The organism is Mucilaginibacter sp. 3215 (assembly GCF_050433785.1).
GTDB lineage: Bacteria > Bacteroidota > Bacteroidia > Sphingobacteriales > Sphingobacteriaceae > Mucilaginibacter.
Window position 1 is genome coordinate 18,247 of the sequence record NZ_JBNPWO010000025.1, and the last position, 14,744, is coordinate 32,990.

General features: G+C 44.3%; 10 protein-coding genes. 5 read left to right on the forward strand and 5 right to left on the reverse strand.

Annotated features, from left to right (window positions below):
- The first annotated feature begins 7 nt into the window (after positions 1 to 7).
- Positions 8 to 766, forward strand: coding sequence for a 3-keto-disaccharide hydrolase (locus tag ABIC84_RS25275; protein WP_090534489.1), 759 nt, complete (start codon positions 8 to 10; stop codon positions 764 to 766).
- Between the two features lie 153 nt (positions 767 to 919).
- Here the strand turns inward: ABIC84_RS25275 and ABIC84_RS25280 are convergent, their stop codons facing one another.
- The 5 genes from ABIC84_RS25280 to ABIC84_RS25300 all read right to left on the reverse strand — a co-directional run bounded on the left by ABIC84_RS25280 (position 920) and on the right by ABIC84_RS25300 (position 7,503).
- On the reverse strand, positions 920 to 2,623 hold the full coding sequence (locus tag ABIC84_RS25280; RefSeq protein WP_429265380.1) for a CocE/NonD family hydrolase: 1,704 nt from the start codon (positions 2,621 to 2,623) through the stop codon (positions 920 to 922).
- A 30-nt stretch (positions 2,624 to 2,653) separates the two neighbouring features.
- On the reverse strand, positions 2,654 to 3,352 hold the full coding sequence (locus ABIC84_RS25285; RefSeq protein ID WP_429265381.1) for a LytR/AlgR family response regulator transcription factor: 699 nt from the start codon (positions 3,350 to 3,352) through the stop codon (positions 2,654 to 2,656).
- Positions 3,349 to 4,407: a sensor histidine kinase gene (locus ABIC84_RS25290; protein WP_426582784.1), complete on the reverse strand. Its 1,059-nt coding sequence runs from the start codon at positions 4,405 to 4,407 to the stop codon at positions 3,349 to 3,351. Before ABIC84_RS25290 ends, ABIC84_RS25285 begins: the two co-directional genes overlap by 4 nt.
- Positions 4,408 to 4,584: 177 nt before the next feature.
- Complete coding sequence (locus ABIC84_RS25295) at positions 4,585 to 5,034, reverse strand: hypothetical protein (RefSeq protein WP_426582782.1); 450 nt, start codon at positions 5,032 to 5,034, stop codon at positions 4,585 to 4,587.
- 129 nt (positions 5,035 to 5,163) lie between these two features.
- Complete coding sequence (locus ABIC84_RS25300; protein WP_429265382.1) at positions 5,164 to 7,503, reverse strand: efflux RND transporter permease subunit; 2,340 nt, start codon at positions 7,501 to 7,503, stop codon at positions 5,164 to 5,166.
- A gap of 414 nt (positions 7,504 to 7,917) precedes the next feature.
- Between ABIC84_RS25300 and ABIC84_RS25305 the strand changes: the two genes are divergently transcribed.
- The 4 genes from ABIC84_RS25305 to ABIC84_RS25320 all read left to right on the forward strand — a co-directional run bounded on the left by ABIC84_RS25305 (position 7,918) and on the right by ABIC84_RS25320 (position 14,644).
- A complete protein-coding gene (locus tag ABIC84_RS25305) occupies positions 7,918 to 8,286 on the forward strand; it encodes a diacylglycerol kinase family protein (RefSeq protein ID WP_426582778.1) in 369 nt (122 codons plus the stop codon).
- Positions 8,276 to 9,001: a DNA repair protein RecO gene (recO, locus tag ABIC84_RS25310; protein WP_429265383.1), complete on the forward strand. Its 726-nt coding sequence runs from the start codon at positions 8,276 to 8,278 to the stop codon at positions 8,999 to 9,001. The genes ABIC84_RS25305 and recO overlap by 11 nt, the downstream gene beginning before the upstream one ends.
- A gap of 852 nt (positions 9,002 to 9,853) precedes the next feature.
- Positions 9,854 to 12,238: a glycoside hydrolase family 3 C-terminal domain-containing protein gene (locus tag ABIC84_RS25315; RefSeq protein WP_429265384.1), complete on the forward strand. Its 2,385-nt coding sequence runs from the start codon at positions 9,854 to 9,856 to the stop codon at positions 12,236 to 12,238.
- Positions 12,239 to 12,298: 60 nt separating this feature from the next.
- Positions 12,299 to 14,644 (forward strand): glycoside hydrolase family 3 N-terminal domain-containing protein, encoded by a 2,346-nt coding sequence (locus ABIC84_RS25320; protein WP_429265385.1) that lies wholly within the window; start codon positions 12,299 to 12,301, stop codon positions 14,642 to 14,644.
- The last annotated feature ends 100 nt before the right edge of the window (positions 14,645 to 14,744 follow it).

The following is a 14,744-nucleotide window of genomic DNA, read 5'->3' on the forward strand; positions in this document are numbered from 1 at the left end:
AACACCAATGAACAAGGTATTTTTAATAGCATTAACAGCCATCGCCATAAGCGGCTGCCATTCATCCACCCCAAAAAACTATAATAACGACAGCACCGTTGTTGCCGATACCAACAAAAAAACGGCGGTCACAACTACTGGATTTGAGCCATTATTTGATGGTAAAACTACCGACGGCTGGCATGCGTATGGTAAACCGGCACCGGGTTTGGCCTGGAAAGCAGAAGATGGTGTACTGCATCTTGACGCATCGCAAAAAGGCGACTGGCAAAGCAAAAACGGCGGCGACATGGTTAGCAATAGTGAATATGAAAATTTTGACCTGAAGCTGGAGTGGAAAATTTCCAAAGGCGGCAACAGCGGGATCCTGTTTCATGTTAAGGAAGATACTACTAGATATAAATACAGCTACTTTACCGGCCCCGAATGCCAGGTTGTTGATAACAAGGAGAACGAAGACGGCAAACTCATCAAGCACCGTGCAGGTGATCTGTACGATCTGATCTCCATATCAAAAGAAGTAGTTAAACCTGCCGGCGAATGGAACCAAGTGGAGATAGTTTGCGATAACAGCAAGCTTGATTTTACTATCAATGGCGAGCATGTATTGTCAACTACGCTATGGGATGATAACTGGAAAAAACTGGTAGCAGGTAGTAAGTTTAAAGAATGGCCCGATTTCGGCACCTTTAAAACCGGCCACATCGTATTGCAGGATCATGGCGCAGATGTTTGGTACAGGAATATTGAGATTAAGAAGTTATAAGGCTTGTCCATGACTAAATCGTCATTATTGTGAGTTGGAAAATTTGACGTGTGAAGACTTACGAAGTTTCTGAAACTTCGTAAGTCTGGATTCTACAACTTGACGATATATTTCATCCCTGCCTCTTGTTTCCTGGGCATCTCGTGTCTTTCCTCACCTCAATACCGGAACATTAATGTAGCTATCATTAAACCATTTTATTTGCAGTGGTTCTTTAGCATCGCTGATAGTTTCGTCACTTACATTTTTTCCTGTTCCGTAATTGATCTGCTCAAAAGGGCTTTTGTTGATATGGAGCAGGATCACGATACGGCTGCCTTTGCTGAATTGACGGCTGGTGATATAGCTGTTGGTAAAAGGAATGCTTTCCATTTGTTCGGGTTTTAATAAATGCCTTTTCTCGGCGTTGGTGGCATAACTCGCCCGGCCCATAAAGTAGGTGAGATAAAAATATTTGCCATCAGGCATTTCTTCAAACATAACCATATGGTAGTCCATATCTTTTTTATTGATGATGGTTTTTAAAACGCCCGAAAAAGCTCCGCTTATAGTTAAAGGCTTTTCGAGCGGATCACTTTTAAAAACAAGGCTGCTGCCGGTATTCAGCGTGTCGTAAATAAGCTGATTTAAAAAATAATAACTGCTGATACTATCCCGGTTGGCAAAATCTACACGTTGTGAGGTGAAGTGCTTCTTCAATGGCTTAACCGGATTTAACCGGGAGTTATCCAAATAAAACTTCAGGGTATCATTACTCATTTGCTTTAATGAAGGCACATGTTTCCACTCGTTGCTGCTCATAACTTCAAAGTTGAATTTATTCTTCAGGATAGCAGGTTTGGGTTTGTTTTTGAAGATATAATCAAACCACTGGTAAATAATTTCGTGAATATTGATCCGCGCCGCATCATCAATGCGGTAACCATTAAAAACCGAATCGGGATGCCCTTGTGAACCGAAATGCCCGTAGGGGCCGATGATGACATAGTGGTTGGCGTTATGATTATATTTAAGATGTTCGCGATAGTAATACATGCCGCCAATTTGCCCGCCATCGTAGTAGCCGGTAGTTGTTAACACGGGTATGTTGATATCTGCAAATTCTTTTTTATAAGGGATCATATCCTGCCAGTATTGATCATAAGTGGGGTGTGCTACCCAGTGCTTGAACATGTGGTTAACTCCGCGGCCGGTAAGGCTATCAAGGGTATGATAAGCTAAGCCTGCATTATACCATTTCCAGTACAACTGGTTCCATTGCGGACTGTTGTAATCTTTTTCATCCAGGAATTTATTGTTGCTGGTGTAATAAGTCCACGAAAAAACGAAGCTCATTTGCACATTATTGGTCATGGGTACGTCAAGCCCCGGTGCTACCGCGGCCGATGGTACAATGGTTTTAAGCGCCGGGTGAAGCTTCTTTGTAGCAGCCCATTGTGTAAAGCCGTTATAGCTTCCGCCGTACATGCCAACCCGGCCATCGCTCCAGGGTTGTTTGCTGATCCAGTCGATCACATCGTATGCATCGCGGCCGTCGGTTTCATAAGCCAGCGGCTCACCGGGACTGTTCCATTTGCCGCGGGTATAGGCAAACACACCAACATAACCCCTGTCTGCAGCTTCCTGAATTTTTAATGAATCTGTTCGTCGGGCATAAATGGTAAACTGGAAAATAGCTGGCAGCTTTTCGGTTACGCCTTTTTTGCGGGCCACCATCACGGTAACAAATGCGCCGTCACGTGTTTTTAGCAATACGCTATCCTGAAGGTAAGATCCCGTAGCTTTTTTGCTTTGTGCCGATGCCATGCTGCCAAAAACAAAGCATAGCAATAGCAGGGAGAATAATTTTCTCATCATTTTTTATTGTTTATATATGTGTTGGTTGATTTACTTACTTGCTATCCATTGCCTGAATTTGCCAGACTGTCGTTCGGAAACCTCCAGTTGAGCACCTGTACTAAGCGTTATTTTTAAACGGCCATCCACCGTTGTTATGGTTTGGATGTATTGCCTGTTAACAATTTGCGCACGATTGATCCTGAAAAAGATATTGCTGGTCAATTTATCTTCCAACTGGTTAAGAGAGCTTTTCAGGAACACCGTTTTATCGCCCAAAAAGATCCTTGCATAATTATCCATCGATTCAATAAGGTGTACAGAGCTCCACTGAATGAAATGATATTGCTGATGGTCTTTCACAAAGATCTGTCCGGCAGGGTCTGTTTTACCCAGGCGCTGCCTTGACTGCGCTATGGCTTTTTCAAATCTTTCATCGCGGATAGGTTTTACAAGGTAATCAAGCGCACTTACTTCGAAAGCTTTAACCGCATATTGGTCATAAGCCGTTGTAAATATCACCGGTGGTGCCTTCTCTAACGATTCCAGTAAGTCAAAGCCTGATTTTTCGGGCATCTGGATGTCTAAGAAAAGGAGGTCGGGTATTTGGTCATTTATTATTTTCAGAGCATCATCGGCATTGGCGGCTTCTCCTGCAATTTCAAAGTCTGGATAATTGGCCAACAGTCGCCGTATTTCATTTCTGGCAGCGCGTTCATCATCAACAATCAAGACCATTATCTTTTTCATGAAACAGGAATTTTAATGGTTGCCGTTACTATGCCATTTGTTTCGCTGATGGTAAAATGGGCAAAGTCTTTGTATTGTAATCGCAAACGCTCAGTTAGGTTTTTAAGGCCAAGCCCGCTGCTATCGTCCGTCGGATTTAACCGGCCGGGATTACTTACGGATACTATCAAATTGTCATGATCATTAATAAGTTGTACCCGAATGAGCCCACCTTGTTTTTGCTGACTGATGCCATGCTTTATAGCATTTTCAACAAGCGTTTGAATACACAAGCGGGGAATAAGCATACTATGATACTCATCGCCCGCTTCAATGTGATACTGTAGCCGCTCTTCAAGCCGGAGTTTTTCCAGTTCGAGGTAATCTTTAACAAGTTCCAGCTCTTCTTTTATGGAGATCATTTGTTTGTCGCCGCTGTAAAGGGAGTTCCGCAGCAGATCGGCCAGCAGGTCGATTGCCCGTCTTGCCGATTTGGGATCATCAATAACCAAAGCTTTAATGTTATTTAAAGAGTTGAATAAGAAATGCGGGTTAAGTTGTGCCGAAAGGCTGTTAAGCTGCGCATCGCGCGTAATAACCGCCAGCCGGGCATTTTCTCTGGCAATGCTGATCTCGCGTTTTGAGTAATGGTACATGTGGTAAGCCAGTAGCCAGATGGACATTAACCGTACCCCGGCCACGAAAATGCTATCCCGGTAGAAATCAAAAAAATCACCGAACGCTTCCGAGAAGCCCGGTTTAAACCACACTCTGAAAAGGTAAACCTTTGAAACAGTTACAAACAGGTAAACCAACCCCAATACGACGACTGCGGGTACTAACCTGGGTAATAATTTGTTTAATCCGAGGTTTTGCCAGCCCAATTTTACAGCGAAGCGATGGTAAAGGTGGGTTATGGTAATATAAACTGCAACATCGGTAGTAAATTGAAGAATGCTTAACCACCAGTTAAAGCCCGGCTGATTGTAGCCGGTATATCCCCAGTAAAGCGCCGCAACCGACCAGCCAATGAGCTGACATTTCCAATAAAGTGATATAGTTACCTGTTGTTTCAATTTGCTTGCTGCCGAATTATTATCAAAGCAACAAAAACTATTATATAGTTAAAAGATAAAGTACATGAGTGCAGGTATTTAGGGGATGAGCGCGGGAAGAAAATCGAGACTTTTAGACATAAGAGCCAGGAATATTATGACCTGTAAAGCCTTCACAGATTTGTAACTTTAAGTGGGTTACTTCTTAGGGACTTTAAGTTTCTTCTCTCTCTTATTATCAGATACCATTTTTACAATGGTTTTACCCTGGGTTAGCTGTTTGGCATCTTTAACTTTTGCCAGCGAATTTTGCCAGGCTTCGTCTACCAACTTTCTTATTCCCTGCTGCGGAAAAGCTTCAATATCGTTCACCAGCAAATAGCGATACTGCTTGCCTTCACCAATAAGTAATTTTTGCGGATCAGAAAGCTCGGCGCCCCAATAAAAACCAAAATGGGTGTTGTAATTAATGCCCCGGTATACGGCAAACGAGCAAAATATATGGCTCATTTTTTCGGTAGGCGACCAGCCCACGGCCAATGCATTATAATTATCGTAAATAAGTTCATTGGCCTGCGGGTACAAGTCCCATATAAAATCGCGCAGCCATAAAGCGCGCTCCCGCACTTCGGAAGGGAAGGTTCTCATAAAGAAAAGTAGATCGGTAACCTCATCTTTTGGCATAAATAAATGTACAGTATTTATTTATGCCAAAAGGAATTGTACTTAAATCATTTAGTTATGGGCCTAAATGCCTGCCATAGATATGCGATTGTTTTAAGCTTCCTCAATATCCGGTCCTTTGATCTTGTCGCGGTCAACACCGCCTTCAAGCGAGAGTAAAAACGCAGGCAGCAAAGTAAGGTTGCTGATCATAGCCACCAGCAGGGTAATGGATAGCAATACGCCCAAAGCAACGGTGCCCCCAAATTTTGATATCGCGAAAATACCGAACCCAAAAAACAGCACAGTAGCAATGAAGATCATGCTGACACCGGTTTCGCGGATAGTGTCTGAAACTATTTTAGAGATACTTTTTTTACTGTGACGTAATTCATGACGGTAACGGGTAATGAAATAAATGGTCTGGTCGGATGAGATACCCATGGCAATACTGAAAATCAATATGGTTGATGGTTTAAGCGGGATCCCGAAAAAGCCCATGATGCCCGCTGTGATAACAAGAGGAATAAGGTTTGGCACAAGCGATATGGCAATCATTTTTATACCCCGGAAAAGGATCCACATTACGCCCGCAATAAGTACAATAGCCCAGGCCAGGCTTTCATATAGGTTTTTCAACAGGTAGTTGGTGCCCTTTATAAATATGATGCTCGAGCCGGTTAGCTCAACATGGAACTTCTTCGGGTTGAAAATAGAATCGATCCTGGGCTGCAATTCAGCTAATACGGTATTCATTTTTTTTGAACCGGCATCAACCATTTCGAAGGTGACACGGGTAACGCGGTGGGTGCTGTCGAGATAAGTTTTCAGCAGGCCGCTTGTACCTTTGCCTGAGTTGCCGGCATAGTTGAGGATAAAATTTTGCTCCAGCCCATCGGGCAGGCGGTAATACTCAGGGCTGCCACCATAAAATGCCTGCGTGCTGAATTTCAACACTTGGATCAATGATACCGAGCGACTAAATTCAGGGTAGGAGGAAATCAGTTTTTCCAGTTTCTCCACCTTGCGGGTGGTGGCTAAGTTCATTACGCCGTTTTTGCGTTTGGTATCGATACTAACCTCTAAAGGAAGCACCCCGTTAAAATTCGATTCAAAAAATTTAAGATCGTGCAGGGTGTTGTTGCTTTGGGGCAGGTCGTCAACCACATAACCATTGATATTGATCCTGATCATACCAACAATGGCGATGACAACCAATAGGGCTGTGGTTAAATAAATAGTTTTACGTTTGGTATGCACCAGCTTATCTAAAGTGGCCAATAGCCCATCCATTAGTTTACTGTCTTTAATACCGGTTTGACTTGCCTTTGGTGCAGGCAGAAAGCTGAAGATAATAGGCACTAAAATAAGGCTCAACCCAAAAGTGCCCATGATACCAATTGAGGCTATTAAACCAAACTGGGTAAGCAATTCGCTATTGGTAAAGCATAACACACCAAAGCCAATAGCCGTAGTAACGTTGGCTATAAAGGTGGTGATACCTGCTCGCTCAACGGCAACCTCCAAAGCAGCCATTTTATTGCCGCTGATGCCGTACTCGTGAAAATACTTATTGAGGATAAATACACAGTTGGGGATCCCGATAACCACAATAAGCGGCGGGATGATGCCGGTTAAAAGTGTCATCTCATAATGCATCATTTGCAGTACGCCAAGACTGAATATTACACCCAATATCACGATCAGTACCGGGAAAATAACCGGGAATACAGATCGGAAAAACAGTAGCAGGATAAGGCCGGTAATAGCCACTGAAAGGCTCAGGAATAATGAAAACTCATGGGCCACCAGGTCGCCAACCACGGTACGGATAAGCGGTAGGCCCGAATAGTGTACTTTGATATTATGCTTGTTTTCAAATGTCTGCCCAAGCTGGTTGATCTTTTTAATGATGGGCACGCGGAACGGCGTGTTGATGATCTTATCATCAAAAGTAATGGCCATCAGGGTGCTCTGGCCATCGTTACTTACAATCAGCCCCTTATAAAATGGCATGGAAGCAAGTTGTTGTTTTACACTATCAACAGCCGCGGCGGTTTGCAGCAGACCGGTAACCAAAGGCTTCAATACAAATTTATGCTGCAGGGTGTCCTTTTGCAGGTTGTAGATATTAGCCGCCGAGATCACAGCTTTGATCCCTTTTATTTTCTTTAACTGTTCGCCAATCCGGTACCAGTCGTTAAAAACATCTTTATCAAAAATATTGGGCGATTTAATGCCGATAACCATCGATGAAGCATCCTGCCCGAAGGTTTTCTTAAACTCGGTGTAGCGGATAAACGCCGAATCAGTAACCGGAAGCACTTTGCCGCCATTGAAGGTGATTTTTACCTTCGACGCTTCATAGCCCATAAAGGCACTCAGCGCTAAAACGCAGATAAAAATTATCAGCCTGTTTTTAAGAATTGCAGAAGCTACATGTTTCCAGAACATTATTAACAATATATAAAAGAGAGGCGCAAAACTACAAAAAATGCGTTATCTGCCTATTAATGATAGTGATAATGTGACAATGAGTTAACGGGTAACGGGTTATATGCCATTAGCTGATTTATTTGCGGCGTTTAGTGTTCAACTTTTTTAGGGCTGAACACTTGTTGTTTTTTTATAAAATATTGACCCTGATAATCAGTGAGTTATGTTTTGTTGGATTGGCTGTTTTTGGATATTTGAACGGGTTGGTGTTGATAATCAGGGTTTTGTATTTTGGTGAAAGAAAAAGTTGAACACCGGTTTTTTTAAAAATTGAACACTTGTATTATGTCCTTTGCTATTGGTGCCATACCTATGGCAGGAGCGCTGTAAATGCGCTATCCGCTTTTGTGCCTAAACTTTGTATTTTTGAACATGAAAAGGTTGGTACGCAGTTTTGGTTTTGCGTTTAAGGGTTTGGGGTATGCTGCTAAAACCCAGCCTAACTTCAGGTTTCATTTGGTGGCCGGAACGATCGCCGTAATCCTGGGCTTACTTTTTCAGATCTCAACTGCCGAGTGGCTTTGGCTTACGGCCTGCATTGCAGTAGTGCTTATCACCGAATTACTCAATACTTCGCTCGAAACACTGACCGACCTTGTTTCGCCTACTTATAACGAAAAAGCGGGGCATGTAAAAGATATAGCTGCCGGCGCTGTTGTTGTGGCTGCATTGTTCGCGCTGATAACCGGGATAGTTATTTTTTTACCGAAGATCATTTTATTGATAAGGCATGCTGCATAAAACCCGGGGTATCATATTCAGGGCTACCGATTACGGTGAAAGCAGTGTGATCGTACAGATCTTTACCGAGAAATTTGGTCTGCAATCGTACATCATTAATGGTGCTAAAAAGCCCAAGGCTAAGATAGGCAGGAACATGCTGCAACCCCTGCATTTGTTAGATCTGGTGGTTTATCACAAAAATACAGGCAGCTTGCAGCGCATTTCCGAATTAAAGAATGCGCCGGTATTGCTCAGTATCCCTTACGATGTGATTAAGAGCTGTATAGCCATATTTTTAAATGAGGTGCTGTATAAAGCCATAAAACAGCAATCGCCGGATGAGAACCTGTTCGATTTTATTTTCAGCGCCATTGAATGGCTCGATCATCAAACCGAAAGTGTTGCTAACTTTCACCTAATATTTTTAACCCACCTAACCCGTTACCTCGGTTTTTACCCCGACCGCTACATGGCGGCTGAAGCTGATTATTTCGATATAAAAAATGGACAATTCACCCGCTATAAGCCCGAGAGCATTTCCTATCTCTCGCCCCCGCATACCAATAATTTTCGATTAGTATTGCAAACCAGTTTTGAAGATATGCACCTGCTTAAACTAAGCAACGATGAACGCCGCTACCTGGTACAAAAGCTGTTGGAATATTATGCCATGCACATTGAAGGGTTTGGCAATATCAAATCGGCAGATGTATTGGAAGAGGTGTTGGCGTAGGGCTAAAGTTCAAATTTTCTCTTTTTTGCGTTAGCGATAGTAGCGGATACCGGCCAACGTGGCTAAGGCTTGGTGCAGTATGAGCGGATAGCGCGGGCCACAGGCAACGCCCATATTACAAAACAGATCAGAAAATATATTTAATAATCAGCGCCTTGCAATTACGTCATCATAAGGAACGAAGCAATCTCCCACAGGCAGGTAACAGCTATTGTTGTAATGAACTTACATCGTCGCGCTCTTGGCCGCGCGGGGCCAGGTACTTTTGTCTTGATACAAAAGTACCCAAAAACCGAGTGAAACGAGCTCATGAGTACCTATTAAAACATATACTTAACGAATAAATCAAGTCAGCAGGGAGGCTTCTTTGCGCTCACCCACTCCACAACCCGTCGCGCCGGCCTTGCCCTGCAAAACGGTCAGAACCACGGGCTGCAATTATTTTGCCCCGCTTCGCACACACATGTCCAACGCTTCCGCAAAAACTTGCTATGCCCTTTTCCTTCGCTCAAGGCTACCATTGTTCCGCCCGTTTTCGCCCGAAGCTTACCTGCTGACGAAGACGCCTTTTTTAACATGTCATGGGTGGGAACGAAGTATCTTCTTCACCCTGTATGCGGCTCTGCATCTTGAAAAGATTCTTCGTTATCTTTCAGAATAACAGGTAGGTGTATCAGTGTCCCATTTTATCGTCCAATTTCTCCTTCCCATCCGTATTGTTCATCTATTCATCGATAAAACTTGCTATTGTAAAACTTAATTTTTACTATTGTGTAATAATGACACAAAGAGTATGTTTTCGTTGCTGTCGTTATCGCCAATTAGCCCCTTTAACCTATTTAATTTTAAAAAATGAGAACGAGCTACAAACTACACGTTGCTTTAGCATGCGTTTTATTTGCCGGTGGCATCCACCAGGCAGTACAAGCCCAAAGCAAAAGCCCTGCCCCACAATTAAGCGCAACAAACGTAAAGCAGATTGTTGCTGCCATGACACTCGAAGAAAAATCGAAGCTTGTTGTGGGAATGGGTTTTAAGATGCCGGGCGTACCGCCGCCGATAAAGGGTAAAAAGCCCGAAGCTATTGATATAGGTGGTTTTAAATTGCCTCCGTCTGATCCGGATGCTTATAATATTCCCGAAAAAGTGCCCGGAGCAGCCGGTCGTACCCATGCTATTCCACGTTTAGGCATCCCGTCTATCACGGTATCTGATGGTCCGGCTGGTTTAAGGATCGAGCCTATCCGCAATGGCGATAAATCAAAAACCTATTATGCTACGGCGTTCCCGGTTGCCACCTTGCTGGCCTCAACCTGGGATACACAGCTTGTAAATAAAGTAGGCGTTGCCTTTGGTAACGAAGTGCGCGAATACGGCGTGGATATTTTGTTGGCGCCGGGCCTCAACATTCACCGTAACCCGCTCGGCGGCCGAAATTTTGAATATTATTCTGAAGATCCTTTAGTGGCCGGCAGTATGACCGCGGCCATTGTCAACGGTATCGAATCGAACGGAGTAGGTACTTCTATTAAACATTATGCGGCTAACAATCAGGAAACCAACCGTAACTCCATCAACACCATTGTAAGCGAGCGTGCCATGCGCGAAATATATTTGCGTGGTTTTGAGATCGCGGTGAAAAAAGCGCAGCCATGGACAGTGATGTCGTCATATAACAAACTGAACGGCACTTTTACCTCCGAAAGGCTCGACCTGCTCACTACCATTCTTAAAAAGGAGTGGGGCTTTAAAGGTTTTGTGATGACCGATTGGTTTGGCGGTAAAGATGCCGTAGCACAGATGAAAGCAGGCAACGATCTGTTGATGCCGGGTAACCCAACCCAATCCGATGACATAGTGGCTGCTGTAAAAATCGGGAAGCTTAGCGCTCAGCAACTTGATGCCAATGTTGAGCGCATCCTGAATGTGATAGTTCAGTCGCCAACGTTCAAAAAATATAAATACTCGGATGCGCCTGATCTGACCGGTCATGCTGCTGTAGCCCGCGAGGCCGCCGCGCAGGGCATGGTACTTTTAAAAAATGACGAACACGCATTGCCATTTGGTGCTGGTAAAAGGATAGCAGTGTTTGGTAATACCTCGTATGATATTATTGCAGGCGGTACCGGCAGCGGCGATGTGAACAAAGCCTATACCATTTCGTTAATGCAGGGTCTGGCGAATGCCAACTTCAAGTTACAGGAAACGCTTTCCAATAATTACAAAGCGTACCTCACTGATATGAAGGCCAAACAGCCAAAACCTAAAAACTTTTTTGACCATCCTGCCCCAATACCCGAAATGGATGTAAACGCTATCGTAGGCGAAGAAGCTAATGGTGCCGATGAAGCCCTGATCACGATAGGCCGTAACGCAGGCGAAGGTGCTGACCGAAAATTGGAAAGCGATTATTATTTAAACGATGCCGAAAAAGGATTGATCAATGGTGTTGCCAGCGCGTTTCATGCTAAAGGTAAAAAGGTAATTGTTGTGCTTAACGTAGGTGGTGTTGTTGATGTTACCACCTGGCGCGATAAGGTAGATGGTATTTTATTAGCCTGGCAGCCTGGCCTGGAAGCTGGTAACGCCATTGCGGATGTGCTGAGCGGTAAAGTAAACCCATCGGGCAAACTGGCAACTACTTTCCCTGCCGACTATAAAGATGTGCCATCGGCTAATAATTTCCCCGGCACACCCGAAGGTAAACCAACACAGGTTATCTATGAGGAAGGTATTTACGTGGGCTACCGTTATTACGATGCCGCTAAAGTTACCCCGGCCTATGAGTTTGGCTATGGCTTGTCATACACCAATTTTAAATTCAGCGATCTGAAATTGAGTTCGAAGGTTTTCAAAAACATGATCACTGCCTCGGTTACTGTTAAAAATACCGGTGATGTTGCCGGTAAAGAGGTGGTGCAACTATATCTCGCTGCTCCTAAAAAGGACCTGGATAAACCGGAAGATGAACTGAAGGCTTTTGGTAAAACAAAGCTGCTGGCACCGGGCCAATCTCAAACCTTAACGTTTACTATCAAAGCGGCAGATCTGGCTTCGTTTTATACCGACAGGCAGGCCTGGATAGCTGATGAAGGAAGCTATAAAGTGAAAATAGGCTCATCATCGCGCAAAATAGAAGAAACGGCATCTTTCAGCCTTGCTAAAGATATCACTGTTGAAAAGGTAAACAAAGCGCTGCTGCCCGAACAAACCATAAAAGAACTAAAACTAAAGTAAAACCAACCCCGGCCTCTGCATATTTTTTGCAGGGGCTTTTTTCTTTAACCCGAATCATGAATGATCATGGCCAAACCTATTAAACTGATAACCCTGCTGGCCCTGCTGCCGGCAACCGCTGTTATAGCACAAAACAAATGGACAGAAAGAAAAGCAGGCGATATTGCTTTTGTTACTAACACAGGTGGGCAAAACCTGGGCTACGCTACCACATCGGGTGTGAAAATATTAACCGTTGATGGCTTTGCTTTTAAAGACCTGAACAAGAACGGGAAGCTTGATAAATATGAAGACTGGCGCTTGCCGGTTGATGAGCGTGCCAAAGACCTTGCCTCAAAAATGAGTGTTGAGCAAATTGCCGGGTTGATGTTGTACAGCCGTCATCAACCAATCCCGGCGGCAGCGGGCGGGCCATTCGCCGGTACTTATAACAATAAAGTTTTTGCTGAAAGCGGTGCCAAAGCGTCTGATCTTTCGGATCAACAAAAGCAATTTTTAGCTAAGGATAATGTAAGGCATGTGCTGGTAACCTCGGTACAAAGCCCTGAAATAGCAGCCCAATGGAATAACAATGCGCAGGCATTTGTGGAAGGGTTGGGTTTGGGCATTCCGAATAATAATAGCTCCGACCCACGACATGGTACCGTAGCTACCGCCGAATATAATGCAGGGGCAGGCGGCGCTATTTCCATGTGGCCTGGTTCGCTTGGATTGGCCGCAACCTTTGATCCTGAAGTGGTAAAAAATTTCGGCCACATTGCAGCACAGGAATACAGGGCATTGGGGATCTCGACAGCGCTTTCGCCACAGGTAGATATTGCTACAGATCCGCGCTGGGCTCGCGTTAGCGGTACCTTTGGCGAAGATCCGCAGTTAGCTGCCGATATGGCCCGTGCTTATATTGATGGCTTCCAGACTTCGGCTGCCGAAAAGGAAATTAAAAATGGCTGGGGATATAACAGTGTAAACGCTATGGTTAAACACTGGCCCGGTGGTGGTGCCGGTGAGGGCGGCAGGGATGCGCATTATGCTTATGGTAAGTATGCCGTTTATCCTGGGAATAATTTTAAACAGCATCTGATCCCTTTTACCGAGGGCGCATTTAAGCTGCAAGGTAAAACCGGCATGGCCGCGGCGGTAATGCCTTATTATACCATTTCCTATAATCAGGATATTAAAAACCATGAAAATGTAGCCAACAACTATAATTCGTATATCATTAATGATCTGCTCCGCAAAAAATACAAATATGACGGCGTAGTTTGTACCGATTGGCTGGTTACCGGCGATGAAACTACCGTTGATTCCTTCCTTTCGGGTAAGTCATGGGGTGTTGAAGGGCTTTCTATAGCGCAGCGCCATTACAAAGTGCTGATGGCCGGTGTTGACCAGTTTGGCGGCAATAATGAAGTAGCTCCTGTTACCGAAGCTTACCAGATTGGCGTAAAAGAACACGGTGAAGCATTTATGCGGGCAAGGTTTGAGCAGTCGGCAGTGAGGTTATTGCGCAATATATTCAGAACAGGATTGTTTGAAAACCCTTATTTGGAGCCTGAAGTTTCCAAACAAGTAGTGGGTAAGCCTGAGTTTATGGATGCCGGTTACCAGGCGCAGCTTAAATCGATAGTGATGCTGAAAAACAAGGCAAACATTTTGCCTTTACAAAGCGGCAAAACTGTATATGTTCCTAAAAAATTCATACCGGCAGGCAGGAACTTTTTAGGCATGGAAACACCTGAAAAATTGGAGTACCCGGTAAATATGGAAACTGTTAAAAAGTATTTTAAAGTAACCGATAACCCTGATGAGGCCGATTATGCCCTGGTATTCATAGCCAGCCCCAACAGTGGCGGCGGTTATAACAGCGCTGACGCCAAAAACGGCGGAACAGGTTATGTACCGGTTAACCTGCAATACGGTGCCTATACTGCTGCCGATGCCCGCGCAACCAGTATAGCAGGCGGCGATCCGCTGGAGAAATTTACAAACCGTACTTACAAGGGTAAGTCAAGCACTGCTATTAATGTTACCGATTTGGTTATGGTTACCGATACTTATGCCAAAATGAAAGGGAAGCCGGTTATTGTATCTGTTAATATGAGCAATCCGATGGTATTTGCTGAATTTGAAAAGGATGCCAATGCCATCATTGTTGATTTCGGCGTGCAAGGCCAGGCGTCACTTGATGTCATGACCGGTAAAGCAGAGCCATCTGCATTGTTACCGCTGCAAATGCCGGTGGATATGAAAGCCGTTGAAGCCCAGTTTGAGGATGTGCCGCACGATATGAAATGCTATGTTGACGAGCAGGGCAATAAATATGATTTCGGCTTCGGCTTAAACTGGAAAGGGATGATTAAGGATGGGCGGGTGGATAAATATGTGAAGAGTGTGGTGAAGCCGTAAGGGCGAAATATTCAAAACATAACAGCGTCATTGCGAGGTACGAAGCAATCCCCGATTAGCAGGTCCGCCCTGTATAGTTTTGGGATTGCTTCGTACCTCG

Excerpts from the sequence above, each read along its gene's own strand:
- recO (WP_429265383.1), top strand. The coding sequence starts at position 8,276 with ATGCTGCATAAAACCCGGGGTATCATATTCAGGGCTACCGATTACGGT.
- ABIC84_RS25280 (WP_429265380.1), bottom strand. The coding sequence starts at position 2,623 with ATGATGAGAAAATTATTCTCCCTGCTATTGCTATGCTTTGTTTTTGGC.
- ABIC84_RS25285 (WP_429265381.1), bottom strand. The coding sequence starts at position 3,352 with ATGAAAAAGATAATGGTCTTGATTGTTGATGATGAACGCGCTGCCAGA.
- ABIC84_RS25320 (WP_429265385.1), top strand. The coding sequence starts at position 12,299 with ATGATCATGGCCAAACCTATTAAACTGATAACCCTGCTGGCCCTGCTG.
- ABIC84_RS25315 (WP_429265384.1), top strand. The coding sequence starts at position 9,854 with ATGAGAACGAGCTACAAACTACACGTTGCTTTAGCATGCGTTTTATTT.
- ABIC84_RS25275 (WP_090534489.1), top strand. The coding sequence starts at position 8 with ATGAACAAGGTATTTTTAATAGCATTAACAGCCATCGCCATAAGCGGC.
- ABIC84_RS25300 (WP_429265382.1), bottom strand. The coding sequence starts at position 7,503 with ATGTTCTGGAAACATGTAGCTTCTGCAATTCTTAAAAACAGGCTGATA.
- ABIC84_RS25295 (WP_426582782.1), bottom strand. The coding sequence starts at position 5,034 with ATGAGAACCTTCCCTTCCGAAGTGCGGGAGCGCGCTTTATGGCTGCGC.
- ABIC84_RS25305 (WP_426582778.1), top strand. The coding sequence starts at position 7,918 with ATGAAAAGGTTGGTACGCAGTTTTGGTTTTGCGTTTAAGGGTTTGGGG.